Below are 21,573 nucleotides of genomic sequence, written 5' to 3'. Positions count from 1 at the left end.
AAGATCGGACCGCCGCTGTGCGGAGCCAATGTGGCGATCCCAACACATGGCCGAAAGCCGCGATCGGCTGGCGCCGGCCCGCGGATTGCGCCGGCCGCCTTCCGCCCCTAGATAGCCGACTTCGCCGAAGGAGCAGGCCGATGCGGCTCACGCTGGACAACCCGACCACCCGATGTGTCCACGCCGCCGAGATCCGCCATGTCTTCGACCTTCGTCACCCTGGACAGCCTCAGCTATTCGACGCCTGACGGCCGTTCGCTCTTCGAGAATCTGACCCTCACCTTCGGGGCCGAACGCACCGGCCTCGTAGGCCGCAACGGCGTGGGCAAGTCCACCCTGGCGCGGCTGATCCTGGGCGAACTCCAGCCGTCGGCCGGAGCGATCACGGTGCGCGGCCGCGTGGGCGTGCTGCGCCAGGCGCTGGTCCCGCCGCGGGGCGCCAGCGTGGCGGACCTGATGGGTGTGGCCGAACCCCTGGCGCGGCTCGCGCGGATCGAGGCGGGCGCGGGGTCCGAGGACGACTTCGCCGACGCGGACTGGACGCTGGAGGCGCGGCTGGCCGTCGCGCTGGCGGATGTCGGCCTGGATGGCCTGGACCTCGCCCGTCCGGCCGCCAGCCTGAGCGGCGGGCAGGTGACCCGGGCCAGTCTCGCCGGCCTGCTCGCCGTCGAGCCCGACCTGGTGATCCTGGACGAACCCACCAACAACCTGGACGCCGCCGCCCGCGAGATGGTGGCGCAGGCGCTGGGCCACTGGAAGGGCGGGGCCATCGTGATCAGCCATGACCGGGCGCTGCTGCGGCAGGTCGACCGGATCGTCGAGCTCTCGGGCCTCGGCGCCCAGGTGTTCGGCGGCGGCTACGACCTCTATGCCGAGCGCAAGGCCGAAGCCGAGGCCGCCGCCGCGCGGGACCTGGCCGATGCGGAGAAGCAGGCTGCCCGTGTCGCCCGCGAGGTGCAGGCTGTCGCCGAGCGCAAGGCGCGGAAGGATGCAGCCGGCAAGCGGGCGCGGGCCCGGAACGACGCCCCGAAGATCCTGCTGGACGCCCGCGCCGAGCGCGCCGAGGTCAGCGGCGGGCGGGAGCGGGCCGTCGCCGAACGCCTGAGGGCCGAGGCCGCCGAGACCCTGGCCGCCGCCGACGCCCGGCTGGAGCGCGTGAGGCGGCTGGCCTTCGACCTGCCGCCGTCCGGACTGGCCGCGGGCAGGACGGTGCTGGCCTTCCTGGACGCGGCCTTTGCCTATCCTGGCGGGCGGCCGCTCTTGCAGGGCCAGACCCTGCGTATCGTCGGGCCGGAGCGGGTGGCGGTCTCAGGCCCGAACGGCTCGGGTAAGACCACGCTGATCCGGCTGGCGGCCGGCGAACTCGAGCCGACGAGCGGCAAGGTCGTGCGCGGGGTGAAGGCGGCCTTCCTCGACCAGCAGACGGCGCTGCTGGGCGACGATCCGACCCTCGTGGCCGCCTTCCGGCGCCTGAATCCCGCGTCCGGCGAGAACGCCGCCCGCGCCGCCCTGGCCCGCTTCCTGTTCCGCAACACCGCCGCCGAGAAGCCGGTGGCGGCGCTGAGCGGCGGCGAGCGTCTGCGGGCGGCCCTGGCCTCGGTGCTGCTGGGCGACGAGCCTCCCCAGCTCCTGATCCTGGACGAGCCGACCAACCACCTTGACCTGGACTCCATCGGCGCCGTCGAAGCCGCGCTCGCGGGCTACAACGGCGCCTTGCTGGTGGTGAGCCACGACCGCGACTTCCTGGCCGCGATCGGGGTCGAGCGGGAGATCTCGCTGGCTTAAGCCGCGGCCTTCCGCACCACCCGGAACACCGCGTTGGCCCGGGCGCAGGGCTGGCCGTCGGCGGTGACGAAGGCCTGGGTGAAGCACAGCGTGCCGCCCGGCTTTACGAACACCGTGTCGAACTCCAGCCACTGGCCGGTCAGCGCCGAGCCCAGGAAGTCGATGGTGAGGTTCACCGTCACCAGGCTGGCCAGGTCGCCCAGCCTGCGCGCGCAGGACAGGCCCATGGCGTTGTCCGCCAGGGCCGAGATCAGTCCGCCGTGGACGAAGCCGCGGCTATTGGTGTGGGCCGTCCCGGAGCGCAGGCCCAGGACGACGGTGTCGCCGGAGAGCCGACGGTACAGCGGCTCCCACGGGTCGGTGACGGGGCTCTTGCGGTCGTGCCGCTCGAAGCCCTCGGGGACGTCCAGGATCGCTTCCATGGCGTCACGCCGCCGCCAGCCGTGCGAGGCTCTCCAGCGTGCCGTGGCACGCCCGCGCGGCCTCGGCGCCCTTCACCCGGAAGTGGGCGTGGAAGAAGGCGTTGTGGGCCTCGGTCTCCTGGTAATTGTGCGGCGTCAGCACCACCGAGAACACCGGCGTCTCGGTGGCGAGCTGCACCTGCATCAAGCCCTGGACCACCGTCTGGGCGACGAACTCGTGGCGGTAGATGCCGCCATCGACCACGAAGGCCGCGCCGACGATGGCGGCGTAGCGGCCGGTGCGGGCTAGGGTCTGGGCGTGCAGCGGGATCTCGAACGCGCCGGGAGTTTCGAAGCGTTCGACGGTTTCGGGCGGAAAGCCCAGCTTGGCCATCTCGTCCATGAAGCCGGCATACGACTCGCGGACGATGTCGGCGTGCCAGAGCGCGTGGACGAAGGCGATGCGGCCGGCGCGGAAGGCGCCGTTGGCGGTGGGGAACTCCAGCGTAGGCTTGGAGGCAGATTGGGTCATGGTCTTCTCCCTGACCGGGTTCAAAGGACCACGACTCAGGGGCGGGCCGTCCGCGCGCAGACGGTATCCCGCCGGCGACGCGTTCGACCGTTCTCATAACCGGACTATGACCGTCGGCCCCGGGATCGCACCGGAATCTGCTCGTCCTTTCCAGCCGAAGCCGGAAAGCGCCCGCGGGCTCGTCCCTCCGAAAAGGGCATTACCGCCGGTGGGGAGTTTCACCCCGCCCTGAGAACGTAGGCCGCCGGAACATCCGACGGCGTTCCCAAGATAGGCACGTTCCCTAGCGTCAAACAAGCGTTTGAAATGGCGGGCGACCTTGTCCGGCGCCAGCGCCATGCACAGCTAAGGTGGAGTTTGGAGGAGGCTTCACATGTTCGACCACCTGTCCCTCGGCGTCCGCGACCTCGACGCCGCGCGCGAGTTCTACGACGCCTTCTTCGCGCCCCTGGGCGCGGCGGTGAGTTCGGCGACGGCCAAGGAGCTGGCGTACGGGCCGGGCGGGCAGGCGGGCCTGCTCTATCTCTATCCCGTGGACGGCGAGCAGGTGGCGGGCCTGGGCGCCCACCTGGCCTTCACGGCCGACAGCCACGGGGCGGTGGATGCGGCCTATGAATCGGCGATGGAGCGTGGCGCGACGACGATCCGCGCGGCCGGCCCGCACCCCGATATCGCACCCGGCTACTACGGCTGCGTGATCCTGGATCCGGACGGCAACAAGCTGGAGATCGTCGCCGGCACGATGCACTAGGCGATCAGGCGGCGACCTTCTCGCGGCCCAGCACGTCGTCGCGGACGCTTTCGGCGATCTTCGCCACCTCGGCGATCGCGGCCGAGCCCACGCCCAGTTCGCGGAGCGTCAGCGCCAGGTTCTCGACCACGGCGTCGAAATGGCCGTCGTTCAGCCCGCGCGCCACCAGGTGCGCGTGGCCTCGGCGCATGTCCTCGCCCGTGTAGGTGTTGGGGCCGCCGAAGGCCATGACCAGGAACGCGCGTTGCTTGCCGACCTGGCGCTGCATGTCGACGCCGTCGAAGAAGTGGGCGATCCGCACGTCCGCCAGCACCTTGGCATAGAAGATGTCGACCGCGGCCTTCACCGCCGGCGCGCCGCCGATCCGTTCGTAGAGCGAGCTCATTCAGTCCCCCTTAAAGTGGTATATAAGATGCTTGTTTGGAAAGTGGCGCTCGATATACCACTTTAAACGAGGCGCCAAGAGCGCCCCGTCAGAATGAGCCGATGCGTCTGAGCCTGCATACCGACTACGCCCTGCGCGCCCTGATCTATCTGGCGACCATGCAGGAGGAGGCGACCACCGCGGCGGCGATCGCGGCGTCGTACCGGATCTCCAAGAACCATCTCGTGAAGGTGCTGCAGCGCCTGCGCGACCTGGGCTACGTCGACACCGTGCGCGGGCGGGGCGGCGGCGTGAGACTGGTCGGCGACCCGGCGCAGATCCGGCTGGGCGACGTCGTGCGGCGAACGGAGGAGCTGGACGAACTCGTCGAGTGCTTCAACCCGGAGACCAACACCTGCCCGATCGCATCGGTCTGCCTGTTGCCCCGTCGGCTGAGCGAGGCGACGCAGGCGTTCCTGGCGGTGCTCGATCGCTACACCGTGGCGGACGTCTCGACGAACCGCGCCCGGCTGGGCGCAATCCTCGGCAACTAGAGCGCTTTCCGACGAAGTGGATACCGGTTCGCCGCCAGAAAGCGCGACAAAGCAAAGACCTGGAGCGCAGCTCCGATTCAATCGGAGCGAATAGCGGTCTAGGCCCGCTTGTTCAGGGTGATGGCGGTGGCCGTGGCGGCGGCGGTCTGCGTGCCGCCGGCGCCGTAGACGCTGGCCTGGCTGCGCTGGCTGGCGACCTCCTCGGCGATGCACCGCACGAGGCCCTCGGTCACGGTCCTGGCGGCCTCGATGGCGCGGCCCTGCCGGGCGAGCACCGCGTCGAAGGCCTCCGTGGCGCGGACCAGCCGCGTGCGGGCCTCCAGCGGCGCGGACTCGACCATGCGCGGGTCGGCGCGCACGCGGGCGCTCTCGTGACGATAGAGGTTTGCGAGGCGCGAGGTCTCTTCCAGCATGGCCGCGGCGTCCTGCGGGCGGCGCTGTTCGAAGGCCTGGCATTGGTTGGCGATCAGCTCGGTCAGGCGCTCCGTGAGGATGACGAGCTGCTCGACCCGGTCGGCGGCGTCGGTCGCGGCGATGGCCATTTACTGGAGTCCCTGCAACTTCAGGATTTCACGCTGGACGGTGTCGGCTAGGCCGATGCCGCCGGACCTAGCGACCTGCTTGCCCATGGCCTCGGTCATCAGCGAGCGGAACATCTCCTCGCCCGCGCCCCCGCCGAAGGGGCCGTCGGTCTCGAGGCCCTGGAACATGTGCTGGAACATGGTCGACAGGAACTGGGCTTCGAACTTCTGCCCGGCGTCCTTGGCCTTGCCGCGCGCCAGGTCGGCGGTGGTGGTCTGGGCCGTGGGCGTGAGCAGGGCGGGTGAGATCAGGTCGGCCATCACATCACCTCGATTTCGGCCTGGAGGGCGCCCGCGGCCTTGATGGTCTGCAGGATGGAGATCATGTCGCGGGGGGTGACGCCCAGGGCGTTGAGGCCGGCGACCAGGTTGGACAGCGCCGCGCCCGACCTTACCGTCATGAACTGCTTGCCCTTCTCCTCCTCGACCGAGACGTCCGACTGCGGGACCACGGTGGTCTCGCCGCCGCGGGAGAAGGCGTTGGGCTGGCTCACCGCCGGTTGCTCGCGCACCGTGATGGTCAGGTTGCCTTGCTGGATCGCCACGGTGGAGACGCGGACAGCGTCGCCCATGACGATCACCCCGGCCACCTCGTCGATGACCACCTTGGCGCCGTTATCGGGCTCGACGGTCAGGTTCTCGACCTGGGCCAGGAAGCCGACCATGTCCTGGCCGGACGGCGGGCGGATGGCGACGATGGTGGGGTTCTCGGCGACGGCCGAGCCCGGATAGGCGCCGTTGACCACGTCGGCGATGCGCCGGGCGGTGGTGAAGTCGGGGTTGCGCAGGGTCATGCGCATCTGGGCCATGTTGGCGAGGCGGAAGCCGATCTCGCGTTCCACGCTGGCCCCGCCGGCGATGCGGCCGGCCGTGGGCACGCCCTTCAGGACGGTGGAGCCGGAGGCGCCGCCGGCGCTGACCGAGCCGGTCTGCACGGTGCCCTGGGCCACGGCGTAGGCCTGGCCGTCGGCGCCCAGCAGCGGCGTCACCAGCAGCGTGCCGCCCAGCAGGCTCTTGGCGTCGCCCAGGGCCGAGACGGAGGCGTCGATCTGCGCGCCCGGCGCGGCGAACGGCGGCAGCTTGGCGGTGACCATCACCGCGGCCACGTTCTTGGTGTTGAGGTTGGCGTCGCGGACGTTGACGCCCAGCCGCTCCAGCATCGCCTCGAGGCTCTGCTTGGTGAAGGGCGCATTGCGCAGGGCGTCGCCGGTGCCGTTCAGGCCGACCACGATGCCATAGCCCACGAGCTGGTTCTCACGCACGCCCTCGAACTCGACGATGTCCTTGATGCGGGACTTCGCCAGCGCCGGCTGGGCCCCGAGGGCCGCGGCGGCGAGGATGAGGGCGGAGAGGAGACGGACCGGACGCATATGGACCTTCGGGCGGCAATGTTCGCAAGCGTTGAAGCGAGAACCGTGCCAGTCGGAAAGCTCAATGAAATCAGTGCTAGAGCCGCGGGGGTCGGCAAGTTCGACTAGGCAGAAAAAGCCGCCCGTTAACCATGCTTCAAGCTTGCGGGTGGTAGTCGTCCGCTGAGCGTAAAAGGACCAGCGTCCATCCCATGAAAGTCTCCGGAACAGGCGGTCTGTCGCAGACGTCGGGCGCCAAGCCCACGCGTGGCGCCGGCGGGGGCGGCGGATTCCAGGTCGCCGGCGCTTCGGCGCCCGCCTCGCCGACTCAAGTGTCGGGCGCATCGGGCGTCTCCAGCGTCATGGGCGTGGAAGCCCTGTTGGCGCTGCAGGACGTCGAATCGCCCACCGAACGCAAGCGCCGCTCGGTCCGCCGGGCGGGGCGCCTGCTGGACGAGCTCGACGGCCTGAAGGTGGCGCTGCTGGGCGGCGAGCTTTCCAAGGGGCAGCTGGACAATCTGGCCCGCGCCGTTCGCGAGCAGCGTTCGTCCACCGATGATCCCAAGCTGGAAGCGGTTCTTGACGAGATAGAAACCCGCGCGGCTGTAGAGCTCGCCAAGCTGGAATCTGCGAGTCGTGTCGGCTGAGTTCCCGTGGCGCGTGAGCGGCGTTGAAACCGCCGGTCTTTTTGCTATACAGCCGGCGCGTGTCTCAAGGGTCCTTAGGGGCGTGAGGTTTCCATGAAAGCAGCCGCTGTACTGGCTGAGGTTACCGACTATCGTCCGTCGGAAGACGAAGAGTTCATGAACGAGCGTCAGCTTGAGTATTTCAAGCAGAAGCTCAACGCGTGGAAAGAGGACATCCTCCGCGAATCTCGCGAGACGCTGTCCCATCTCCAGAAGGAAACTGAGAACCACCCGGACATTGCTGACCGGGCGTCCTCGGAGACCGATCGCGCTCTTGAACTTCGTACTCGCGATAGGCAGCGTAAGCTCATCTCCAAGATCGACGACGCGTTACGCCGCATCGAGGACAACTCGTACGGCTATTGCGAAGAGACCGGCGAGCCGATCGGCTTGGCCCGCCTCGACGCCCGTCCGATCGCCACGTTGAGCCTGGAAGCGCAGGAGCGGCACGAGCGCCGCGAGCGCGTCCACCGCGACGACTGATCCCTTTTTCGTGAAGGGGTAGCGCGCCCGGCGGCTGCAGTCGTCGGACGGCTAGGTGTGCGTCTTCGGCAGCGTCACGGTCTCCCAGGCCGCGACGACGATGAGCGCGGCCGTGGCCGCCGCCGACAGCATCAGCGGCGTGAGGTGCGGGGCCGCCAACGCCGTCAAGCCCAGCAGGGCCAGGCCTCCGGCCCGCGAGGCCGAGATCACCTTGAACACCGCGTGCTTGAACCAGAGCCCACCGGCCAGGAACAACGCCGGTCCGCCCAGGATCAGCCAGATGGCGGCGGTCTCCACGTGGCCCACCGGGTGGGCCAGGGCCAGCTCGTCGCCCGCCGCCGTGACGATGATCCCCGCGACGATCGGGATGTGCGCATAGGTGTAGGCGATCCGCGCTATGCGGCCGGGATCGTCCGACTCGGCGATGGCGTGTGCGGCCGCCTCGGCGTGAGCGTTGAAATAGATCCACCACATGGCGATGGCGGCGGTCAGCGCCGCCAGGAACGCGCCGATGCTGGCCAGGTCCGCCGGATGTTCGCCGAACGTCGCCCCCGTCACCAGGATCGATTCGCCCAGGCAGATGATGATGAAGAGGCCGCAGCGCTCGGCCATATGGGCGCCTTCCACGGTCCATTCCGTCGTGCTGGCGCGACCGAGGCCGGGCGTCCAGAACCCAGAAGCCGGCCCCGCATACTCGATCCCGAGGGCCAGCGCCCAGAGCGGAAGCCCCAGCTTGGGCTGCAAGGCTCCGGTTACCCAGAAGATGGCGGCCGTGGCCATCCAGGCCGTGATCCGCACAAAGTTCCGGCACAGCGATCCGTCGTCGCGGGACGCCCACACCATGAAGAGGGATCGCCCTACCTGCATGCCGGCGTAGGCCAGGGCGAACGGGAGCGCGCGGCCGCCAAACGCCTCCGGCAGTGAGGTGGTCATCACCAGCCCCACGGCCATCAGGACGAACAGCATGCTCCGGACGCTGACGCGGTCCGGATCGAGCCAGTTGGTGATCCAGGCGGTGAACACCCAAACCCACCAGACCGCGAGCATGAGCATGCCGGTATGGATGGCGCCTTCCAGGTTCAGGTGCGCCAGCAGGCCGTGGCTGAGCTGGGTGATCGCGAAGACGAACACCAGGTCGAAGAACAGCTCTACGTAGGTGACCCTGGCATGACGCCCCTGGATCCGCTCGCGCAGCATCGTTCGTCTGGTCATGGCGCCTCCCTATGCGATGCTAGGCGTTCAGGCCCCGGCAGGACAACAGGAGCAGGTCATGGTGAAGGTCGTCGGCATCGACCACCTCGCGATCCGCGTCAGCGATTTCGCCGCCTCGAAGGACTTCTACGGCAGGCTGTTCCCCTTCATGGGATTCGAGATCCTGGACGAGTTCGAGAACGCGATAGGCTGGACCAACGGCAAGACGCGGTTCTGGATCAGCCAGTCGGAGCGAGGCCGCAATCACCGCCATCGCACTGGCGACGTGGGCTTCCACCACTATGCCTTCGAGTTGCGGAGCCGGGCCGAGGTCGATGAGCTGCAGGCCTTCGTGAAGACCCTGGGCGCGACCATCGTCGATCCGGCCGGCGAGTACTACGAAGACTACTACGCCGTGTTCTTCCTCGATCCGGATGGCCTCAAGCTCGAGGGCATGAAATACGGCGAACTGACCGCGAAGGCGGGGAAGGACGCTTGAGGTTTTGCTCAGACGTTCCTGCGAAGCTATATATGCTCAAAATGAGCATTAGTCCGGACGGGAGCTGTCGGTGACGAAGGCGTTCCACTCGATCCACACGCACGGCTTTGTCCGCGCGGCGGTCTGCACGCCGGCCGTCCTGCCGGGCGATCCCGGCTTCAACGCCGCCGAGACCCTGCGCATGGCGCGGCAGGGCGACGTGCAGAGCTGCGACCTGATGCTGTTCCCGGAGTTGGGGCTGTCGGCCTATGCCGTCGACGACCTGTTCCTCCAGGACGCGCTTCTGAAGCGGGTGGAGGCCGAGATCGCCGCCCTGGCCGAGGCCAGCAAGGGGATGAAGCCGGTGCTGATCGTGGGCGCGCCGGTGGTCTGCAACGGGCGGCTCTACAACTGCGCCATCGCCATCTCGCGCGGCCGGATCCTGGGCGTCACGCCGAAAAGCTTCCTCCCCAACTATCGGGAATATTACGAGAAGCGCTGGTTCGCCCCGGGCGCGGGCGTCACCGGCCTGGAGACCCGGCTGGCGGGCCAGACGGTCCCGTTCGGCACGGACCTGTTGTTCGAGGCCGAGGACCTGGCCGACTTCGTCTTCCACCTGGAGGTCTGCGAGGACTTCTGGGCGCCGCTGCCCCCCTCGACGGCGGGGGCCATGGCCGGGGCGTTGATCCTCTGCAACCTGTCGGCCTCCAACATCGTGGTCGGCAAGGCCGACGACCGCGAAGTGCTGTGCGCCTCGCAATCCATGCGCTGTCAGGCGGCCTACCTCTATTCGGCCGCCGGGCCGGGCGAGAGCACCACCGACCTGGCCTGGGACGGCCAAGCCTCGATCCATGAGCTGGGCCGCCGCCTGGCCCAGACAGACCGGTTCCCCAGCGAGTCCGAGATGGCGGTGGCCGACATCGACGTCGGCCGGCTGCGCCTGGAACGGATGCGCACGCCCACCTTCAACGACGGCGCGGCCGCCGCGGGCCACCCAGAGAAGAGCTTCCGCCGGATCCGCTTCGTCCACCAGCCGTCGTTCGAAGACGTGGGCCTGATCCGGCCGCTTGACCGCTTTCCCTTCGTGCCCGACGATCCGGCGCGGCTCGACAAGGACTGCTACGAGGCCTTCAACATCCAGGTCCAGGGCCTGGTGAAGCGCATCCAGGCCACCAAGTCCCAGCACATCGTCATCGGCGTCTCAGGCGGCCTCGACAGCACCCACGCCCTGATCGTCGCCGCCAAGGCCTTCGACGCCGTCGGCCTGCCGCGGGCCAACATCCTGGGTTTCACGATGCCCGGCTTCGCCACCAGCGAGGGGACCAAGGCCAACGCGTGGGCGCTGATGAAGGGCCTGGGCGTCACCGGCGAAGAGATCGACATCCGGCCGACGGCCCGGCTGATGCTTGAGGAGATGGGCCATCCGTTCGCGAACGGCGAGCCGGTCTACGACATCACCTTCGAGAACGTGCAGGCGGGCCTGCGCACCGACTACCTGTTCCGCTTGGCCAACCAGCGGGCGGGCTTCGTCCTGGGCACCGGCGACCTGTCGGAACTGGCGCTGGGCTGGTGTACCTACGGCGTCGGCGACCAGATGAGCCACTACAACGTCAATGGCGGCGTGGCGAAGACCCTGATCCAGCACCTGATCCGCTGGGTGGTGAAGACCGGCCAGTTCGACGAGGGCGCCAACGCCACCCTGCTGTCGATCCTGGGGACCGAGATCTCGCCCGAGCTGGTGCCGGCCGACGCCACGGGCGCGATCCAGAGCACCCAGGCCAAGGTCGGGCCCTACGAGCTGCAGGACTTCAACCTGTTCCACATCACCCGCTTCGGGCTTGCGCCATCCAAGGTGGCGTTCCTGGCCTGGCATGCGTGGCGCGACGTGGCCCTGGGCCAGTGGCCGGAGAATTTCCCGGACGAGGCGCGCAACGCCTACGACCTGGCGACCATCAAGCGATGGCTGGGGGTCTTCCTGTTCCGCTTCTTCGAGATCAGCCAGTTCAAGCGCTCGGCCATGCCGAACGGTCCGAAGGTGATCTCGGGCGGGGCGCTGAGCCCCCGCGGCGACTGGCGGGCGCCCAGCGACGGGACGGCGCGGGTGTGGCTGGACGAGCTGGAGGCGGGGGTTCCTTAGACTCCATCGCTCCTCTTAGGGGAGGGAAGGCGTCTAACGCGACGACGACAGCCGGCTCAGCTCCGACGCCAGGGCGCGCGCGTCGCGGCGCTGGAGCCACTTCCGCGTCAGCCAGCGATAGGCGGGGACCACGTAGTCGATCCAGTAGCCGAACGGAACGTCCTTATGGATGCGATGCAGTTCTTCCATAACCATCTCCCGGCTCGGGCCTATCTCTCATGAGGAAAATGGTCGCCTGCACGCTGTTGTTCAAAGCGGTTCTCCTGCTGTATCCATAAATCAGCCTTATGTCTGATCCGCTCGCCAACATCGCTCTCAGCGCCATCCGGGTGTTCGAGGCCGCCGCGCGCCTGGGCAGCTTCACGCGCGCCGCGGAAGAGCTGGGCATCACCCAGGCCGCGGTCAGCTGGCAGGTGAAAGCCCTGGAGAAACGGCTGGATCAGCCGCTGTTCCGCCGCTTGCCGCGCGAGGTGGCGCTGACCTCGGCCGGCGAGCGTCTGGCCCGCGCCGCCACCGAAGCGATGGGGGCGCTGCGCAGCGCGGTCGGCGACATCACCGACAGCGGAACCGGAGTCTTGTCGATCACCGTCCTGCAGACCTTCGCCACCCAGTGGCTGGCGCCTCGGCTCGGCGCCTTCCAGGTGGAACACCCGGAGATCGCAGTGCGGCTGGATTCCGCCCAACGGCTGGCCGATCTGATGCGCGAGGAATTTGACGTCGGGATCCGCGCCAGCCAGGTGGGCGAGTGGCCGGGGCTGGAGTCGGTGTTCCTGTTTCCGTCCGCCCAGACGGTGCTGGCGACGCCACAGGCCCTCGCCGCGATGGGCCCCGATCCACGGCCGGAGGATCTCCTTAAGGTCGAGTGCGTCGGATCGGATGCGGAGTGGAACGCCTGGTACGCCAACGCTGGCGTCGTGCGGCCCGCCGCGACGCCCGGCGGTGGGCCCCGGGTCACCGCCGACACCCAGGTTCTGGAGGTGGCGACCGCCGTCGCCCGAGGCGCCGTGGCCATCGGCTCGCCGGTGATGTTCGGGACCGATATCGCCGCGGGCCGCCTCAGCCAGCCGTTCGAGGTCTACATCGGAGATTCAGGCGGCTACTGGCTGGCCTATCCGCAGGACCGCCGGCGCACGCGCAAGATCGCGGCCTTCCGCGAGTGGCTGCTGGATCATGTGCGCGCCGACCCCGCGGCCCGGCGCCAGCTCGACCGGCGCGCGGCGGCGACCTAGCCCCGGCGGCCGACAGCGGCTTCGGACGGGAAGGGCTCGCGGCCCTGGCCCAGCAGGGCCGGGACCACCTCGTCGATGGTTTCCACGGAGGTCCAGGCGGCCATGAACCCGGGCGGCGTCAGCTTCTCGTCAACGGTGTGCTGGAACAGCTTGAACAAGGGCTCCCAGAAGCCGCGCGGATTGTAGAAGACCACCGGCTTGGCGTGCAGGTCGAGGCGGCGCCAGGAGAGCAGCTCGACCACCTCCTCCAGCGTGCCGATACCGCCCGGCAGGATCACGAAGCTGTCCGATCGCTGGAACATGAGCATTTTCCGCTCGTGCATGTTGTCGACGATGATGTGTTCGACCATCTCGAGCGCCCGTTCCTTGCCGACCAGGAACGTCGGGATGATGCCCAGGACATCGCCGCCGGCCCCATGCGCGCCACGCGCCACGGCGCCCATCAGGCCCACGCCGCCGCCGCCGTAGACCAGCCTGATCCCGGCGTCGGCCAGAGCCTTGCCCAGGGCGCCGGCCGCGCGCAGGAATTCAGGGTCCGCCTCGTCGGAGGATCCGCAGAACACACAGGCCGATGCCAGGCGTTGGCTCTCACGCCGCATTACGCTCACTCCCAGACGCAGAACTCGGGGGAAAACTCATTGGGCCGCTTGCTTACGGCGCGCGCAAGCCCAACTAGCTATGGCCAGGGTTAAGGAGTTTCGAGCAAGCCGTGAAGAGGGCGTCGGTTTTCATCACCAAGTGCTTGTCAGACGCCCTGTCGCCGGGGGTCTGACGGTTGGTCCACGCCCACATGGCCCACGCCCGGTTCAGCGGACCGGGCTCCGTCGAGCCCAAGGAAGCCAGGTTCGACTTCTGGCGCTCCATGGCCGACCTCGGCGCCCTGGTCATGCGCTCGGGCGCGCCGCAGCTTCGGCTGCGGATCGCCGCGGCGCTCGTCCTGGTGTTCGTGGGCAAGCTCTGCGGCGTGCTGGCCCCGGTCATGCTGGGGGACGCCATCAACACCCTGACGCCGGCCCAGCAGGGCGGCGTGGTGCTGGGCGCCAGCTTCATCGGCGGCGCCGTGGCCTTCGCGGCCCTGCGGCTGGTGGCGGCCTGCGCGCCGTTCGCCCGTGACGCCGTCTTCACGCGGGTTTCCCAGTCCACCATGGCTCGGGCGGCGGTGGAGAGCTTCGGTCACGCCCTGTCGCTCTCGCTGGACTTCCACCAGACCAAGCAGAGCGGGACGCTGTCGCGGATCATCGACCGCGGTGCGCGCTCCACCGACTTCCTGATCCGCAGCCTGATCTTCAGCCTGGGCCCGACCTTCGTGGAGCTGATCCTGGCGATCGCGGTGATGGTGGTGCGGCTGGACTGGCGGTTCGCGACCACCGCCTTCGCCACGCTCGTCATCTACGCGGTCGTGACGTTCAAGATCACCGACTGGCGGCTGTCGCACCGGCGCGACCTCAACGAGGCCGAGAACCGCGCGGCCGGCCTCTCGGCCGACGCCCTGATCAACTACGAGACCCTGAAGGCCTTCGGCGCCGAGACCCGGCTGGTGGACAGCTACGGCCAGGCGATGAGCCGCTACGTGGACGCCAGCTCCAAGGCCACGGGCTCGCTCAACATGCTGAACGCGGCCCAGTCGCTGATCCTGAACGTCGGCCTGGCCGCCCTGACGGTGATGGCCGGCTACGAGGTCTCGGGCGGGCGGCTGCAGGTGGGCGACATCACCATGGCCATCCTGCTGCTGTCGGGCCTCTACGCGCCCCTGGGCATGCTGGGATTCCAGTACCGCGAGATCCGCCAGGGCCTGATCGACATGGAGCAGATGGTCGATCTGCAGAAGATCGCGCCGGAGATCGTGGACACGGACGCGGCCAGGCCGCTGCCGCCGGCCAGCGGGCAGGGCGCCGCCATCGCCTTCGAGGACGTCAGCTTCCGCCACGACGCCCGCTCGTCGGGCCTGCTGGGGGTCAGTTTCGTCGCCGAGCCCGGCCAGACCGTGGCCCTGGTCGGCCCGTCGGGCGCCGGCAAGACCACCGCCGTGCGCCTGGCCATGCGCCTGCTGGACCCGCAGGAGGGCCGGGTCACCATCGACGGCGTCGACATGCGCGAGGTGCGCCAGGCCGAGCTGCGCCGGGCCGTGGCCCTGGTGCCGCAGGACGTGGCCCTGTTCAACGACACCCTGGCCGCCAACATCGGCTTCGCCCGGCCCGAGGCCAGCGCGGAAGAGGTGAGGGCGGCCGCCGACGCCGCCGAGCTGGGGCCGTTCATCGATGGCCTGCCCAGCGGCATGCTCACGCGCGTGGGAGAACGCGGCCTCAAGCTCTCGGGCGGTGAGCGCCAGCGGGTCGGCATCGCGCGCGCCCTGCTGGCCAACCCGCGCCTGCTGATCCTGGACGAGGCCACCAGCGCCCTGGACGGCCCCACCGAGGCGGCGATCCAGGAGACCCTGCGCAAGGTGAAGGCCGGCCGCACCACCCTGGTGATCGCCCACCGGCTCTCCACCATCGTTGACGCCGACCAGATCCTGGTGCTGCGCCGCGGCCGCATCGTCGAGCGCGGGACCCACGCCGACCTGCTGGCCAACCAGGGCGAGTACGCGGCCCTGTGGCGGCGCCAGACGCGGGAAGCCTAGGCTAGATCGCCTTGCCCATGCGCACCAGCGGCACCGCCGCCCCGCCGCGGTCGTCCTCTATCCCCTCGATGTCCTGGTAGCCGCACTGGCTGTAGAGCGCGCGGCCCGAGAGGGTGGCCATCAGCTCCACGCGCCTGAAGCCCTCGGCGCGGGCGGCGGCCTCGCAAAGGTCCAGGGTCAGCCGGCCGACGCCGCGCCGGGCGAAGTCGGGGTGGGTGTACATGGCCCGCACACGGGCGGCCTCGGTCGCGGGGTCCAGCAGGGCCGCGTCGCGCCCCGGGGTGTGGTCGCCGCCATAGAGCGTGGCGCGCCGGCTCCAGCCGCCGCAGCCGGCGATGCGGCCGTCCGCCTCGACCACGAAATAGGTCCCGTCGATCAGAAGCTGGCGGTCCAGTCCCATGATCATCCGGCTGGAGGCGATCTGCGCCGGGTCGAGGAACCCGCGCTGCAGCTCCGCGATGGCGGCCTCCATCACCTCGGCCAGGGCCGGGGCGTCTTCGAGGTCGGCGATGCGATGCGTCAGCCCGTCCGCCACGGCCTATTCCGCGGCCCGGGGCACGTCGTCGTTGCCGATCTCGGGCAGGGCCCGGGCCGGCCTCGGCTTGGGCTTGCCCACCGTGTGGTCGCGGATCCAGCCGAAGCGGCGCGAGTAGACCTTGGGCGCCGCCAGCATCACCGGCGTCAGCACCAGAGTCAGCAGGGTCGCGAACGATAGCCCCCACACCACCGAGGCCGAGAGCTGCACCCACCAGGTGGAGCCCGGGGCCTTGTACTCGATGTGGCCGGTGTGGAAGTTCGGGTGGATCTGGAACATCAGCGGCAGCAGGCCGACCACCGTCACAAGCGTCGTCAGCACCACCGGCCGGAACCGCTGGGCGGCTGCGCGGATCGCCGCCTCGTCGGCCGAATAGCCCTCGTGGCGCAGGTGGTAGAAGGTATCGACCAGCACGATGTTGTGGCCCACGACAACGCCGAACAGCGCCACCACCCCTGTCCCCATCATGATCACCGAGATGTACGGAAAGGTGTTGCCCAGGTTGACCTGCACGCCCAGCAGAACCCCCACCGTCGAGAGGATCACCGCCGAAAGCGTCACCAGCACGCCGTAGAAGCTGTTGAACTGCCAGAGCAGGATCACGAACATCATGAACAGCGAGGCCGCCATCGCGGCCATGAAGAACTGAGCCGCCTCGGCGCCTTCCTCGTCGGCGCCGGTGAATTTCCAGCGGACGGAACTGTCGATCGGCGCCTTCTCCAGCCAGGGGCGGAGCTCGCTGATCTTGAGGTTGGAGGCGACGCCCTCGATGGTGTTGGCCTGCACGATCACCAGGCGCTGGGAGTCCCTGCGCTGGATCTGGGTCACCTGCTGGGCCGGAACGCGCTTGATGAAATAGCTGGCCGGCACCGGACCCGTGGGCGTGGTGATCTTGAGCTGCTCCAGGGCCGCGACGTTCCGGGCCTCGGCCGGAAAGCGGACGCGGATGTCCAGCTCGTCCTCGGCGTCGTCGGGGCGATAGCGGCCCATCAGTACGCCGCCGGTCAGGAACTGGATCGTCTGACCCACCGACAGCACGTCGACGCCGTAGCGGCCGGCGGCCTCGCGATCCACCGCGAGGTTCCACTCGATGCCGGGCGAGGTGCGGTTGTCCTCCAGCTCGATGAGCTGGCGATCGGCCGCGAACTTGGCCTTCACGAGGTCCGCGGCGCGGTTCAGGGCGACGGGGTCGTTGCTCTGGAACTGGACCTGGATGTCCTTGCCCACCGGCGGCCCGTTCTGCGGCCCGCGCACTTCGAGTTGCAGCCCGGCCACTTCGCCCAGCCGCCGCTTGATGGTGTTCTCGATGTCGCGGCCCTCGAGCCCAAGCTTCACGCGCTCCTCGTAGTCGACGAAGTCGATGCGGATGCGGCCGACGGTGTCATTCGGCGCGGAGTTCGGGCCGCCGTTCGAGGTGAAGCCGCCGGCCCGGACGTAGAAGGACTCCACGCCCTTGATACCGGCCAGGCGGTTTTCCACCTGGCGGACCAGTCCGTCCTGCGCCTCGGGCGAGAGGTTGCCGCGCGCCTTCACGTAGACGTCCACGGACTCCGGGTCGTCCGAGAAGAAGAACTCGGTCTTGTGCTTGGTCGCGCCGAACCAGAAGACGATGGCGAGGATGATGACGATCGCGCCGGCGAAGGTCCGCGTGGGGTGGGCGCCGAGGTAGGTAAGCGACCGGGCGTACCAGCCCATGAAGCCCTTCATCTCGCGGGGATCGCCGTGTTCGGACTTGGCGATCTCGGCCAGGTGTTCCTGGTCGATCGCCGCCTTGCGCGCGAAGATCGATCCGAAGGCGGGCGTGAAGATCAGCGCGACGAAGATCGAGGCGCCCAGCACGAAGAACAGGGTCAGCGGCAGGAAGCTCATGAACTTCCCGGCGATCGAGTTCCAGAACATGAAGGGCACGAAGGCGCACAGGGTCGTCAGCGTGCCGTTGGCCACCGGCCAGAACATCCGCTTGCCCGCGGCGGCGAAAGCCTGGGCCTTGGGCAGGCCCTCGGCCATGCGCCGGTCGGCGTACTCCACCACGACGATGCCGCCGTCGACCAGGATGCCGACCGCCAGCACCAGGCCGAACATGACCATCATGTTCAAGGTCACGCCCATTCCGCTCATCATCAGGAAGGACAGCAGGAAGCAGATCGGGATCGAGGCGCCGACCATCAGCCCTTGCCGGATGCCCAGGCTGGCCACGATGATCATCATCACCAGCAGGCTGGCCATGATCAGGCCGCTCTCCAGCACCACCAGGGTGCGGCCGATGAAGTCGCTTTCGTCGTAGGTGAAGTTCAGCTTGATGGTCGCTGGCCATTTCTTGGCCTCGGTTTCGGTCACCTTGCGGATGGTCTTCACCGTCTCGAGGATGTTGGCGCCGCCGCGCTTGGAAACCTCGAGGATGAAAGCCGGCTGGCCGTTGAAGCGGCTGATCGAGCTGGATTCCTTGAACGTGCGGCGCACGTCGCCGATGTCGCCCATGGTGACCAGCCGGTCGCCGTTCTTCTTGATCGGCAGGGCCAGGATGTCGGACGGCTCCTCGACCACGCCCGGCACCTTCACCGCGAACTGGCCGGAGCCTGACCGCAGCGAACCGGCCGGGACGAGCTGGTTGTTGCGGCCAATCACCTGGGCGATCTCGCCGGTGGTGACGTTGTAGGCCTCCATCCGCAAAGGATCGACGTTGACCTCGAGGACCTCTTCGCGCGCCCCGCTCATATAGACCTCAAGGACGCCCTCGGTGCCCTCGAGGCGTTCCTTGAGCGCATTGGCCACGCGGAACAGTTCGCGCTCGGGCGCGGAGCCCGAGATGACGATGCCGATCACCGGCTCGCCCGAGAAGTTCTGCTCCTGGATGATCGGTTCTTCGGCGTCGGGCGGGAACTTGCCGCGCGCCAGGTCGACCTTGGCGCGGACGTCCTCGAGCGCCTTGTCCTTGTCGAAGTCGGCCTCGAACTCCAGGGTCACCACAGCCACGCCCTGGCGGGCGACGCCGTTCATGGACTCGATGCCTTCCATGGTCTGGAGCTCCAGCTCCAGCGGCTTGACCAGCAGGCGCTCCGCATCTTCGGGCGACACGCCGGGGTAGGGGACCACCACCGAGATGTAGGGCAGGTCGATATCGGGCTCGGATTCCCGCGGCATGTTCAGATAGGCGAACAGGCCGAACAGCGCGGCGATCAGAGTCACGCCGAGCACGACCTTGCGTCGCTTGATAGCTCCGTCGATCAGCGGACCGATCATCTTGCTTCCCCCTGGTCTGCCGAGGTCCTAGCGGACCTGGGCGACCCGAACCTTCTGACCGTCGGCCACGAACGACTGGCCCACGGTGATCACATTGACCGACCCCTTGAGGCCGCTGACCCACATGCCGTCGCGGGTCTCTTCCAGCACGGTGACCGGCGAGAAGGCGACGCGACCGTCGGGCAGGACATAGCGGACGCCCTGGCGCCCGGCCGTATCCAGCACCAGCGCGGAGATCGGCACCAGGTGCGCGGCGCCCGCGCCGGCCGCGATCCGCAGGTCGGCCGAGAGGCCCGAACGCACGCTGTTGCCGGGATTCGGGACCGTCACCTCGAGGTGGTAGGTCCGCGTCTGGGGGTCGGCGTCGCGGGCCACGTAGCGGACGCGGCCGCTCAGCAACTTGCCGTCGACCAGCCGCGCGGTCGCGGGCGCTCCGGCGCGCAGGCGGGCGGCCTCGGTTTCGGGCGCGTCGCCCACCACCAGCAGCGGGTTCAGCTCGATCATCGTGCCGCAGGCCTGGCCCGGCGACAGATAGGTCCCGATCTCGGCGTCGCGCTTGTCGAACACGCCGGAGAAGGGCGCGCGGATCTCGACCTGCCGGAGCGCGATTTCCGCGGCTCGCACGGCGGCGGTGGCCTGGTCCAGGTTGGCCTGGGCCTCCAGCACCTGGGTCTCGGAGCGATAGCCCTTCGCGGCAAGCTCGGTCGCCGCCTTGCGCTGGAGCTGGCGCGATTTCTGGGCGGCGCGGGCCTGGTCCAGGCTGGCCTGGCGGGCGTCGACGGACAGGCGGCACAGCACCTGGCCCTGTTTCACGAAGCTGCCTTCCGTCGCCGGAGTCGCGGCCACCACGCCGGCGGTTTCGGAGCGGACGACGACGGAGCGGGCGGCCTCGGTGCGGCCACGCATCACCACTTCGACCTCGCGGACGGTTTCCGGAGTCAGCTTGGCTTGGACGCTGGGGATCGGATTAGGCGGCGTGGCCTTGGCCTCCGCCTTCTCCGGGCCGCCGCCGAACAACGACCGAACCGCAAAGAAGAGGACCACCACGCCCGCCAGGACGATGATGAAGACATACTGTGACTTCAAACGCATAGAGCTGTATCCCCGATCTCAGCTACGTGCGCGATACGCCCAGTCACACACGGTTGCCGACTTTGCGCGGCTTGCCCTGCTTTTGATGCCGCCGTTATGCCAGCGCAAATGAATTTGCGGTCACGAACCGGGGCGGGTCTAATCTGACGCAGCGTGCCTAGATTGCAACGCAACTTGGATTCGCGCGAGACGCGAGTTCATGTCGATTATTTTACGCGGTAAGGCGTTGAATCGCCAGCCGCGACCTGACCTGAGGACGACCTGCTCGTGAAATACCTGCACACAATGGTCCGCGTGACCGACCTCGCCGCTTCGCTCGCATTCTACTGTGACAAGCTTGGGCTTAAGGAAGTCTCTCGCGTGGAGAACGAAGCCGGCCGTTTCACCCTGGTGTTCCTCTGCGCGCCCGGCGACGAAGAGGCGGCGCGCGAGAAGAAGGCGCCCACGGTGGAGCTCACCTACAACTGGGACCCCGAGGCCTATCAGGGCGGCCGCAACTTCGGTCACCTGGCCTATGCCGTGGACGACATCTACGCGGCCTGCCAGCGGCTGAAGGACGGCGGCGTGGTCATCAACCGGCCGCCGCGGGACGGGCGCATGGCCTTTGTCCGGTCGCCGGACAACATCTCGATCGAACTGCTGCAGGCCGGTCCCGCCTTGCCGCCGGCCGAACCCTGGGCCTCGATGCCGAACACTGGCGTCTGGTAGCTAGGCCGACAGCCAGCGCGCCACGTTCGCGAAGTATCGCAACGCTTCGTGCTGGGCGGCGGGATCGCGGGTCATGCCGTCGCCCGGCGGCTCGTCGACGAAGCTGGGGCAGCCGTGGCGCGGGTCGAGGTTGTAGTCGCAGTAGTGGTGGAAGGTGCTCTCGGCCAGGGCGCGGCCGCCGTCAGGTCCAGCCTCGAACGCCACGGCGATGTTGAACGGCCGCCCGGTGACCTTGCTGGTCCCGCGCGCGATCACCCGGGCCGACGGATCGTCCGGCGGTGCGCCGACCGCGCCTTCGTGCGGATGGGAGGGCAGGCGGGAGACGCCGTCGAACAGCGGATGCGGCGGGCCGACCAGTTCGACGGCCTGGAAGTCGCCGTTGGCGCCGGAGTGGTAGTTCGGCCAGTCGATATTGGTGGTGTACGGATCGTCGCGGCTGTGGCGGCTCTGATCCGGGTCCTGGTTCTTCGAGTGGAAGTAGTGCGCGGCCCCAACGCCGCCCAGCGTGCAGACCGAAACGCCGAGGTCCATGTGGTCGCGGGTGACCATCAGGCCGCCCCCGGCCTTGCGGAACCGGCCGATCGCCGCGCATTCGTCGCCGTTCAGGCCGTCGCCCACGTCCACCGCGAACAGCCAGAGCTGGTCGAAGTCCGAGCGGTCCAGGCCGCCCAGCACGGGGTCGATCTCGCCGGGCGGCGCCTCGCGGTCGCGCGCCACGACCTCGACGCCGTCCAGCGAGGCCAGGTGGTCCCGTAGCCGCGAAAAGCGACCGATGTGCCAGTCGTCCGGCGTGGGGAGGATGGTGGTCTGGAGGAGGATCCTGGTGGGCATCGGCAGAAGTTAGCACCACATCCCGG

23 protein-coding genes and 1 riboswitch are annotated in these 21,573 nt (G+C 68.8%); of the genes, 10 read left to right on the top strand and 13 right to left on the bottom strand.

Annotation, left to right across the window (positions count from 1 at the left end; genetic code table 11):
• The first annotated feature begins 198 nt into the window (after positions 1 to 198).
• Positions 199 to 1,785: an ABC-F family ATP-binding cassette domain-containing protein gene (locus EPO51_RS22900; protein ID WP_293355150.1), complete on the top strand. Its 1,587-nt coding sequence runs from the start codon at positions 199 to 201 to the stop codon at positions 1,783 to 1,785.
• Here the strand turns inward: EPO51_RS22900 and EPO51_RS22895 are convergent.
• Together EPO51_RS22895 and EPO51_RS22890 are read right to left on the bottom strand one after the other, a co-directional pair.
• A complete protein-coding gene (locus EPO51_RS22895) occupies positions 1,782 to 2,207 on the bottom strand; it encodes a PaaI family thioesterase (protein ID WP_293355147.1) in 426 nt (141 codons plus the stop codon). The genes EPO51_RS22900 and EPO51_RS22895 overlap by 4 nt on opposite strands.
• Positions 2,208 to 2,211: 4 nt before the next feature.
• On the bottom strand, positions 2,212 to 2,718 hold the full coding sequence (locus EPO51_RS22890; RefSeq protein ID WP_293355144.1) for a 6,7-dimethyl-8-ribityllumazine synthase: 507 nt from the start codon (positions 2,716 to 2,718) through the stop codon (positions 2,212 to 2,214).
• 85 nt (positions 2,719 to 2,803) lie between these two features.
• Positions 2,804 to 2,958: riboswitch (FMN riboswitch) on the bottom strand.
• 133 nt (positions 2,959 to 3,091) lie between these two features.
• Here EPO51_RS22890 and EPO51_RS22885 point away from each other — a divergent pair.
• Positions 3,092 to 3,469 (top strand): VOC family protein, encoded by a 378-nt coding sequence (locus tag EPO51_RS22885; RefSeq protein WP_293355141.1) that lies wholly within the window; start codon positions 3,092 to 3,094, stop codon positions 3,467 to 3,469.
• Positions 3,470 to 3,473: 4 nt separating this feature from the next.
• Here the strand turns inward: EPO51_RS22885 and EPO51_RS22880 are convergent, their stop codons facing one another.
• Positions 3,474 to 3,854: a group I truncated hemoglobin gene (locus tag EPO51_RS22880; protein WP_293355138.1), complete on the bottom strand. Its 381-nt coding sequence runs from the start codon at positions 3,852 to 3,854 to the stop codon at positions 3,474 to 3,476.
• Between the two features lie 101 nt (positions 3,855 to 3,955).
• Here EPO51_RS22880 and EPO51_RS22875 point away from each other — a divergent pair, with 101 nt between their 5' ends.
• Complete coding sequence (locus tag EPO51_RS22875) at positions 3,956 to 4,387, top strand: Rrf2 family transcriptional regulator (RefSeq protein WP_293355135.1); 432 nt, start codon at positions 3,956 to 3,958, stop codon at positions 4,385 to 4,387.
• 98 nt (positions 4,388 to 4,485) lie between these two features.
• Here the strand turns inward: EPO51_RS22875 and EPO51_RS22870 are convergent, their stop codons facing one another.
• The 3 genes from EPO51_RS22870 to EPO51_RS22860 are packed head-to-tail and all read right to left on the bottom strand — an operon-like array spanning position 4,486 to position 6,338.
• A complete protein-coding gene (locus EPO51_RS22870) occupies positions 4,486 to 4,929 on the bottom strand; it encodes a flagellar basal body protein (protein ID WP_293355132.1) in 444 nt (147 codons plus the stop codon).
• Positions 4,930 to 5,229 (bottom strand): rod-binding protein, encoded by a 300-nt coding sequence (locus EPO51_RS22865; protein ID WP_293355129.1) that lies wholly within the window; start codon positions 5,227 to 5,229, stop codon positions 4,930 to 4,932.
• A complete protein-coding gene (locus EPO51_RS22860; RefSeq protein WP_293355126.1) occupies positions 5,229 to 6,338 on the bottom strand; it encodes a flagellar basal body P-ring protein FlgI in 1,110 nt (369 codons plus the stop codon). Before EPO51_RS22860 ends, EPO51_RS22865 begins: the two co-directional genes overlap by 1 nt.
• 191 nt (positions 6,339 to 6,529) lie before the next feature.
• Between EPO51_RS22860 and fliX the strand changes: the two genes are divergently transcribed.
• A complete protein-coding gene (gene fliX, locus EPO51_RS22855; protein WP_293355123.1) occupies positions 6,530 to 6,964 on the top strand; it encodes a flagellar assembly regulator FliX in 435 nt (144 codons plus the stop codon).
• Between the two features lie 93 nt (positions 6,965 to 7,057).
• Positions 7,058 to 7,486 carry an RNA polymerase-binding protein DksA gene (dksA, locus tag EPO51_RS22850; protein ID WP_293355120.1) on the top strand — a complete coding sequence of 143 codons (429 nt, stop codon included), beginning with the start codon at positions 7,058 to 7,060 and terminating at the stop codon, positions 7,484 to 7,486.
• A gap of 51 nt (positions 7,487 to 7,537) precedes the next feature.
• On the opposite strand, the gene EPO51_RS22845 is transcribed toward dksA, so the two are convergent.
• Entirely contained in the window at positions 7,538 to 8,698 is a 1,161-nt protein-coding gene (locus EPO51_RS22845; RefSeq protein ID WP_293355117.1) for a low temperature requirement protein A, read from the bottom strand.
• 58 nt (positions 8,699 to 8,756) lie between these two features.
• On the opposite strand from EPO51_RS22845, the gene EPO51_RS22840 reads away from it, so the two are divergent.
• Entirely contained in the window at positions 8,757 to 9,176 is a 420-nt protein-coding gene (locus EPO51_RS22840) for a VOC family protein (protein ID WP_293355114.1), read from the top strand.
• 70 nt (positions 9,177 to 9,246) lie between these two features.
• Positions 9,247 to 11,292, top strand: coding sequence for an NAD(+) synthase (locus tag EPO51_RS22835; RefSeq protein ID WP_293355111.1), 2,046 nt, complete (start codon positions 9,247 to 9,249; stop codon positions 11,290 to 11,292).
• Between the two features lie 33 nt (positions 11,293 to 11,325).
• On the opposite strand, the gene EPO51_RS22830 is transcribed toward EPO51_RS22835, so the two are convergent.
• Positions 11,326 to 11,481: a hypothetical protein gene (locus EPO51_RS22830; protein WP_293355108.1), complete on the bottom strand. Its 156-nt coding sequence runs from the start codon at positions 11,479 to 11,481 to the stop codon at positions 11,326 to 11,328.
• 98 nt (positions 11,482 to 11,579) lie between these two features.
• On the opposite strand from EPO51_RS22830, the gene EPO51_RS22825 reads away from it, so the two are divergent.
• Positions 11,580 to 12,521, top strand: a complete 942-nt coding sequence (locus EPO51_RS22825; protein ID WP_293355105.1) for a LysR substrate-binding domain-containing protein — start codon at positions 11,580 to 11,582, stop codon at positions 12,519 to 12,521.
• Here the strand turns inward: EPO51_RS22825 and EPO51_RS22820 are convergent.
• Positions 12,518 to 13,120: an LOG family protein gene (locus EPO51_RS22820; protein WP_293355102.1), complete on the bottom strand. Its 603-nt coding sequence runs from the start codon at positions 13,118 to 13,120 to the stop codon at positions 12,518 to 12,520. The genes EPO51_RS22825 and EPO51_RS22820 overlap by 4 nt on opposite strands.
• Positions 13,121 to 13,311: 191 nt before the next feature.
• On the opposite strand from EPO51_RS22820, the gene EPO51_RS22815 reads away from it, so the two are divergent.
• Positions 13,312 to 15,141, top strand: coding sequence for an ABCB family ABC transporter ATP-binding protein/permease (locus EPO51_RS22815; RefSeq protein WP_293355278.1), 1,830 nt, complete (start codon positions 13,312 to 13,314; stop codon positions 15,139 to 15,141).
• 1 nt (position 15,142) lies between these two features.
• Here EPO51_RS22815 and EPO51_RS22810 read toward each other — a convergent pair whose 3' ends face one another.
• From EPO51_RS22810 to EPO51_RS22800, 3 genes are read right to left on the bottom strand one after another with little or no spacing between them, the layout of a single operon-like run.
• A complete protein-coding gene (locus EPO51_RS22810; RefSeq protein ID WP_465246626.1) occupies positions 15,143 to 15,676 on the bottom strand; it encodes a GNAT family N-acetyltransferase in 534 nt (177 codons plus the stop codon).
• Positions 15,677 to 15,679: 3 nt separating this feature from the next.
• Positions 15,680 to 18,916: an efflux RND transporter permease subunit gene (locus EPO51_RS22805; RefSeq protein ID WP_293355099.1), complete on the bottom strand. Its 3,237-nt coding sequence runs from the start codon at positions 18,914 to 18,916 to the stop codon at positions 15,680 to 15,682.
• A 27-nt stretch (positions 18,917 to 18,943) separates the two neighbouring features.
• The gene (locus EPO51_RS22800) at positions 18,944 to 20,008 is read right to left on the bottom strand and encodes an efflux RND transporter periplasmic adaptor subunit (RefSeq protein ID WP_293355096.1); all 1,065 of its coding nucleotides are present in this window, start codon (positions 20,006 to 20,008) and stop codon (positions 18,944 to 18,946) included.
• Between the two features lie 267 nt (positions 20,009 to 20,275).
• Here EPO51_RS22800 and EPO51_RS22795 point away from each other — a divergent pair, with 267 nt between their 5' ends.
• Positions 20,276 to 20,716, top strand: a complete 441-nt coding sequence (locus tag EPO51_RS22795) for a VOC family protein (RefSeq protein WP_293355093.1) — start codon at positions 20,276 to 20,278, stop codon at positions 20,714 to 20,716.
• On the opposite strand, the gene EPO51_RS22790 is transcribed toward EPO51_RS22795, so the two are convergent.
• Positions 20,717 to 21,547 carry a hypothetical protein gene (locus EPO51_RS22790; RefSeq protein WP_293355090.1) on the bottom strand — a complete coding sequence of 277 codons (831 nt, stop codon included), beginning with the start codon at positions 21,545 to 21,547 and terminating at the stop codon, positions 20,717 to 20,719.
• Between the last annotated feature and the right edge of the window lie 26 nt (positions 21,548 to 21,573).

It is taken from the genome of Phenylobacterium sp., assembly GCF_004297125.1.
In the GTDB taxonomy this organism is placed as follows: Bacteria; Pseudomonadota; Alphaproteobacteria; order Caulobacterales; family Caulobacteraceae; genus Phenylobacterium.
The sequence above is the reverse complement of the archived record's forward strand: the minus strand, read 5'-3'. Positions and strand labels throughout refer to the sequence as shown.

What these genes read in the sequence shown, in the direction of transcription:
- EPO51_RS22900 (WP_293355150.1), top strand. Translation starts at nt 199, where the DNA reads ATGTCTTCGACCTTCGTCACCCTGGACAGCCTCAGCTATTCGACGCCT.
- EPO51_RS22895 (WP_293355147.1), bottom strand. Translation starts at nt 2,207, where the DNA reads ATGGAAGCGATCCTGGACGTCCCCGAGGGCTTCGAGCGGCACGACCGC.
- EPO51_RS22890 (WP_293355144.1), bottom strand. Translation starts at nt 2,718, where the DNA reads ATGACCCAATCTGCCTCCAAGCCTACGCTGGAGTTCCCCACCGCCAAC.
- EPO51_RS22885 (WP_293355141.1), top strand. Translation starts at nt 3,092, where the DNA reads ATGTTCGACCACCTGTCCCTCGGCGTCCGCGACCTCGACGCCGCGCGC.
- EPO51_RS22880 (WP_293355138.1), bottom strand. Translation starts at nt 3,854, where the DNA reads ATGAGCTCGCTCTACGAACGGATCGGCGGCGCGCCGGCGGTGAAGGCC.
- EPO51_RS22875 (WP_293355135.1), top strand. Translation starts at nt 3,956, where the DNA reads ATGCGTCTGAGCCTGCATACCGACTACGCCCTGCGCGCCCTGATCTAT.
- EPO51_RS22870 (WP_293355132.1), bottom strand. Translation starts at nt 4,929, where the DNA reads ATGGCCATCGCCGCGACCGACGCCGCCGACCGGGTCGAGCAGCTCGTC.
- EPO51_RS22865 (WP_293355129.1), bottom strand. Translation starts at nt 5,229, where the DNA reads ATGGCCGACCTGATCTCACCCGCCCTGCTCACGCCCACGGCCCAGACC.
- EPO51_RS22860 (WP_293355126.1), bottom strand. Translation starts at nt 6,338, where the DNA reads ATGCGTCCGGTCCGTCTCCTCTCCGCCCTCATCCTCGCCGCCGCGGCC.
- fliX (WP_293355123.1), top strand. Translation starts at nt 6,530, where the DNA reads ATGAAAGTCTCCGGAACAGGCGGTCTGTCGCAGACGTCGGGCGCCAAG.
- dksA (WP_293355120.1), top strand. Translation starts at nt 7,058, where the DNA reads ATGAAAGCAGCCGCTGTACTGGCTGAGGTTACCGACTATCGTCCGTCG.
- EPO51_RS22845 (WP_293355117.1), bottom strand. Translation starts at nt 8,698, where the DNA reads ATGACCAGACGAACGATGCTGCGCGAGCGGATCCAGGGGCGTCATGCC.
- EPO51_RS22840 (WP_293355114.1), top strand. Translation starts at nt 8,757, where the DNA reads ATGGTGAAGGTCGTCGGCATCGACCACCTCGCGATCCGCGTCAGCGAT.
- EPO51_RS22830 (WP_293355108.1), bottom strand. Translation starts at nt 11,481, where the DNA reads ATGGAAGAACTGCATCGCATCCATAAGGACGTTCCGTTCGGCTACTGG.
- EPO51_RS22825 (WP_293355105.1), top strand. Translation starts at nt 11,580, where the DNA reads ATGTCTGATCCGCTCGCCAACATCGCTCTCAGCGCCATCCGGGTGTTC.
- EPO51_RS22820 (WP_293355102.1), bottom strand. Translation starts at nt 13,120, where the DNA reads ATGCGGCGTGAGAGCCAACGCCTGGCATCGGCCTGTGTGTTCTGCGGA.
- EPO51_RS22815 (WP_293355278.1), top strand. Translation starts at nt 13,312, where the DNA reads ATGGCCCACGCCCGGTTCAGCGGACCGGGCTCCGTCGAGCCCAAGGAA.
- EPO51_RS22805 (WP_293355099.1), bottom strand. Translation starts at nt 18,916, where the DNA reads ATGATCGGTCCGCTGATCGACGGAGCTATCAAGCGACGCAAGGTCGTG.
- EPO51_RS22800 (WP_293355096.1), bottom strand. Translation starts at nt 20,008, where the DNA reads ATGCGTTTGAAGTCACAGTATGTCTTCATCATCGTCCTGGCGGGCGTG.
- EPO51_RS22790 (WP_293355090.1), bottom strand. Translation starts at nt 21,547, where the DNA reads ATGCCCACCAGGATCCTCCTCCAGACCACCATCCTCCCCACGCCGGAC.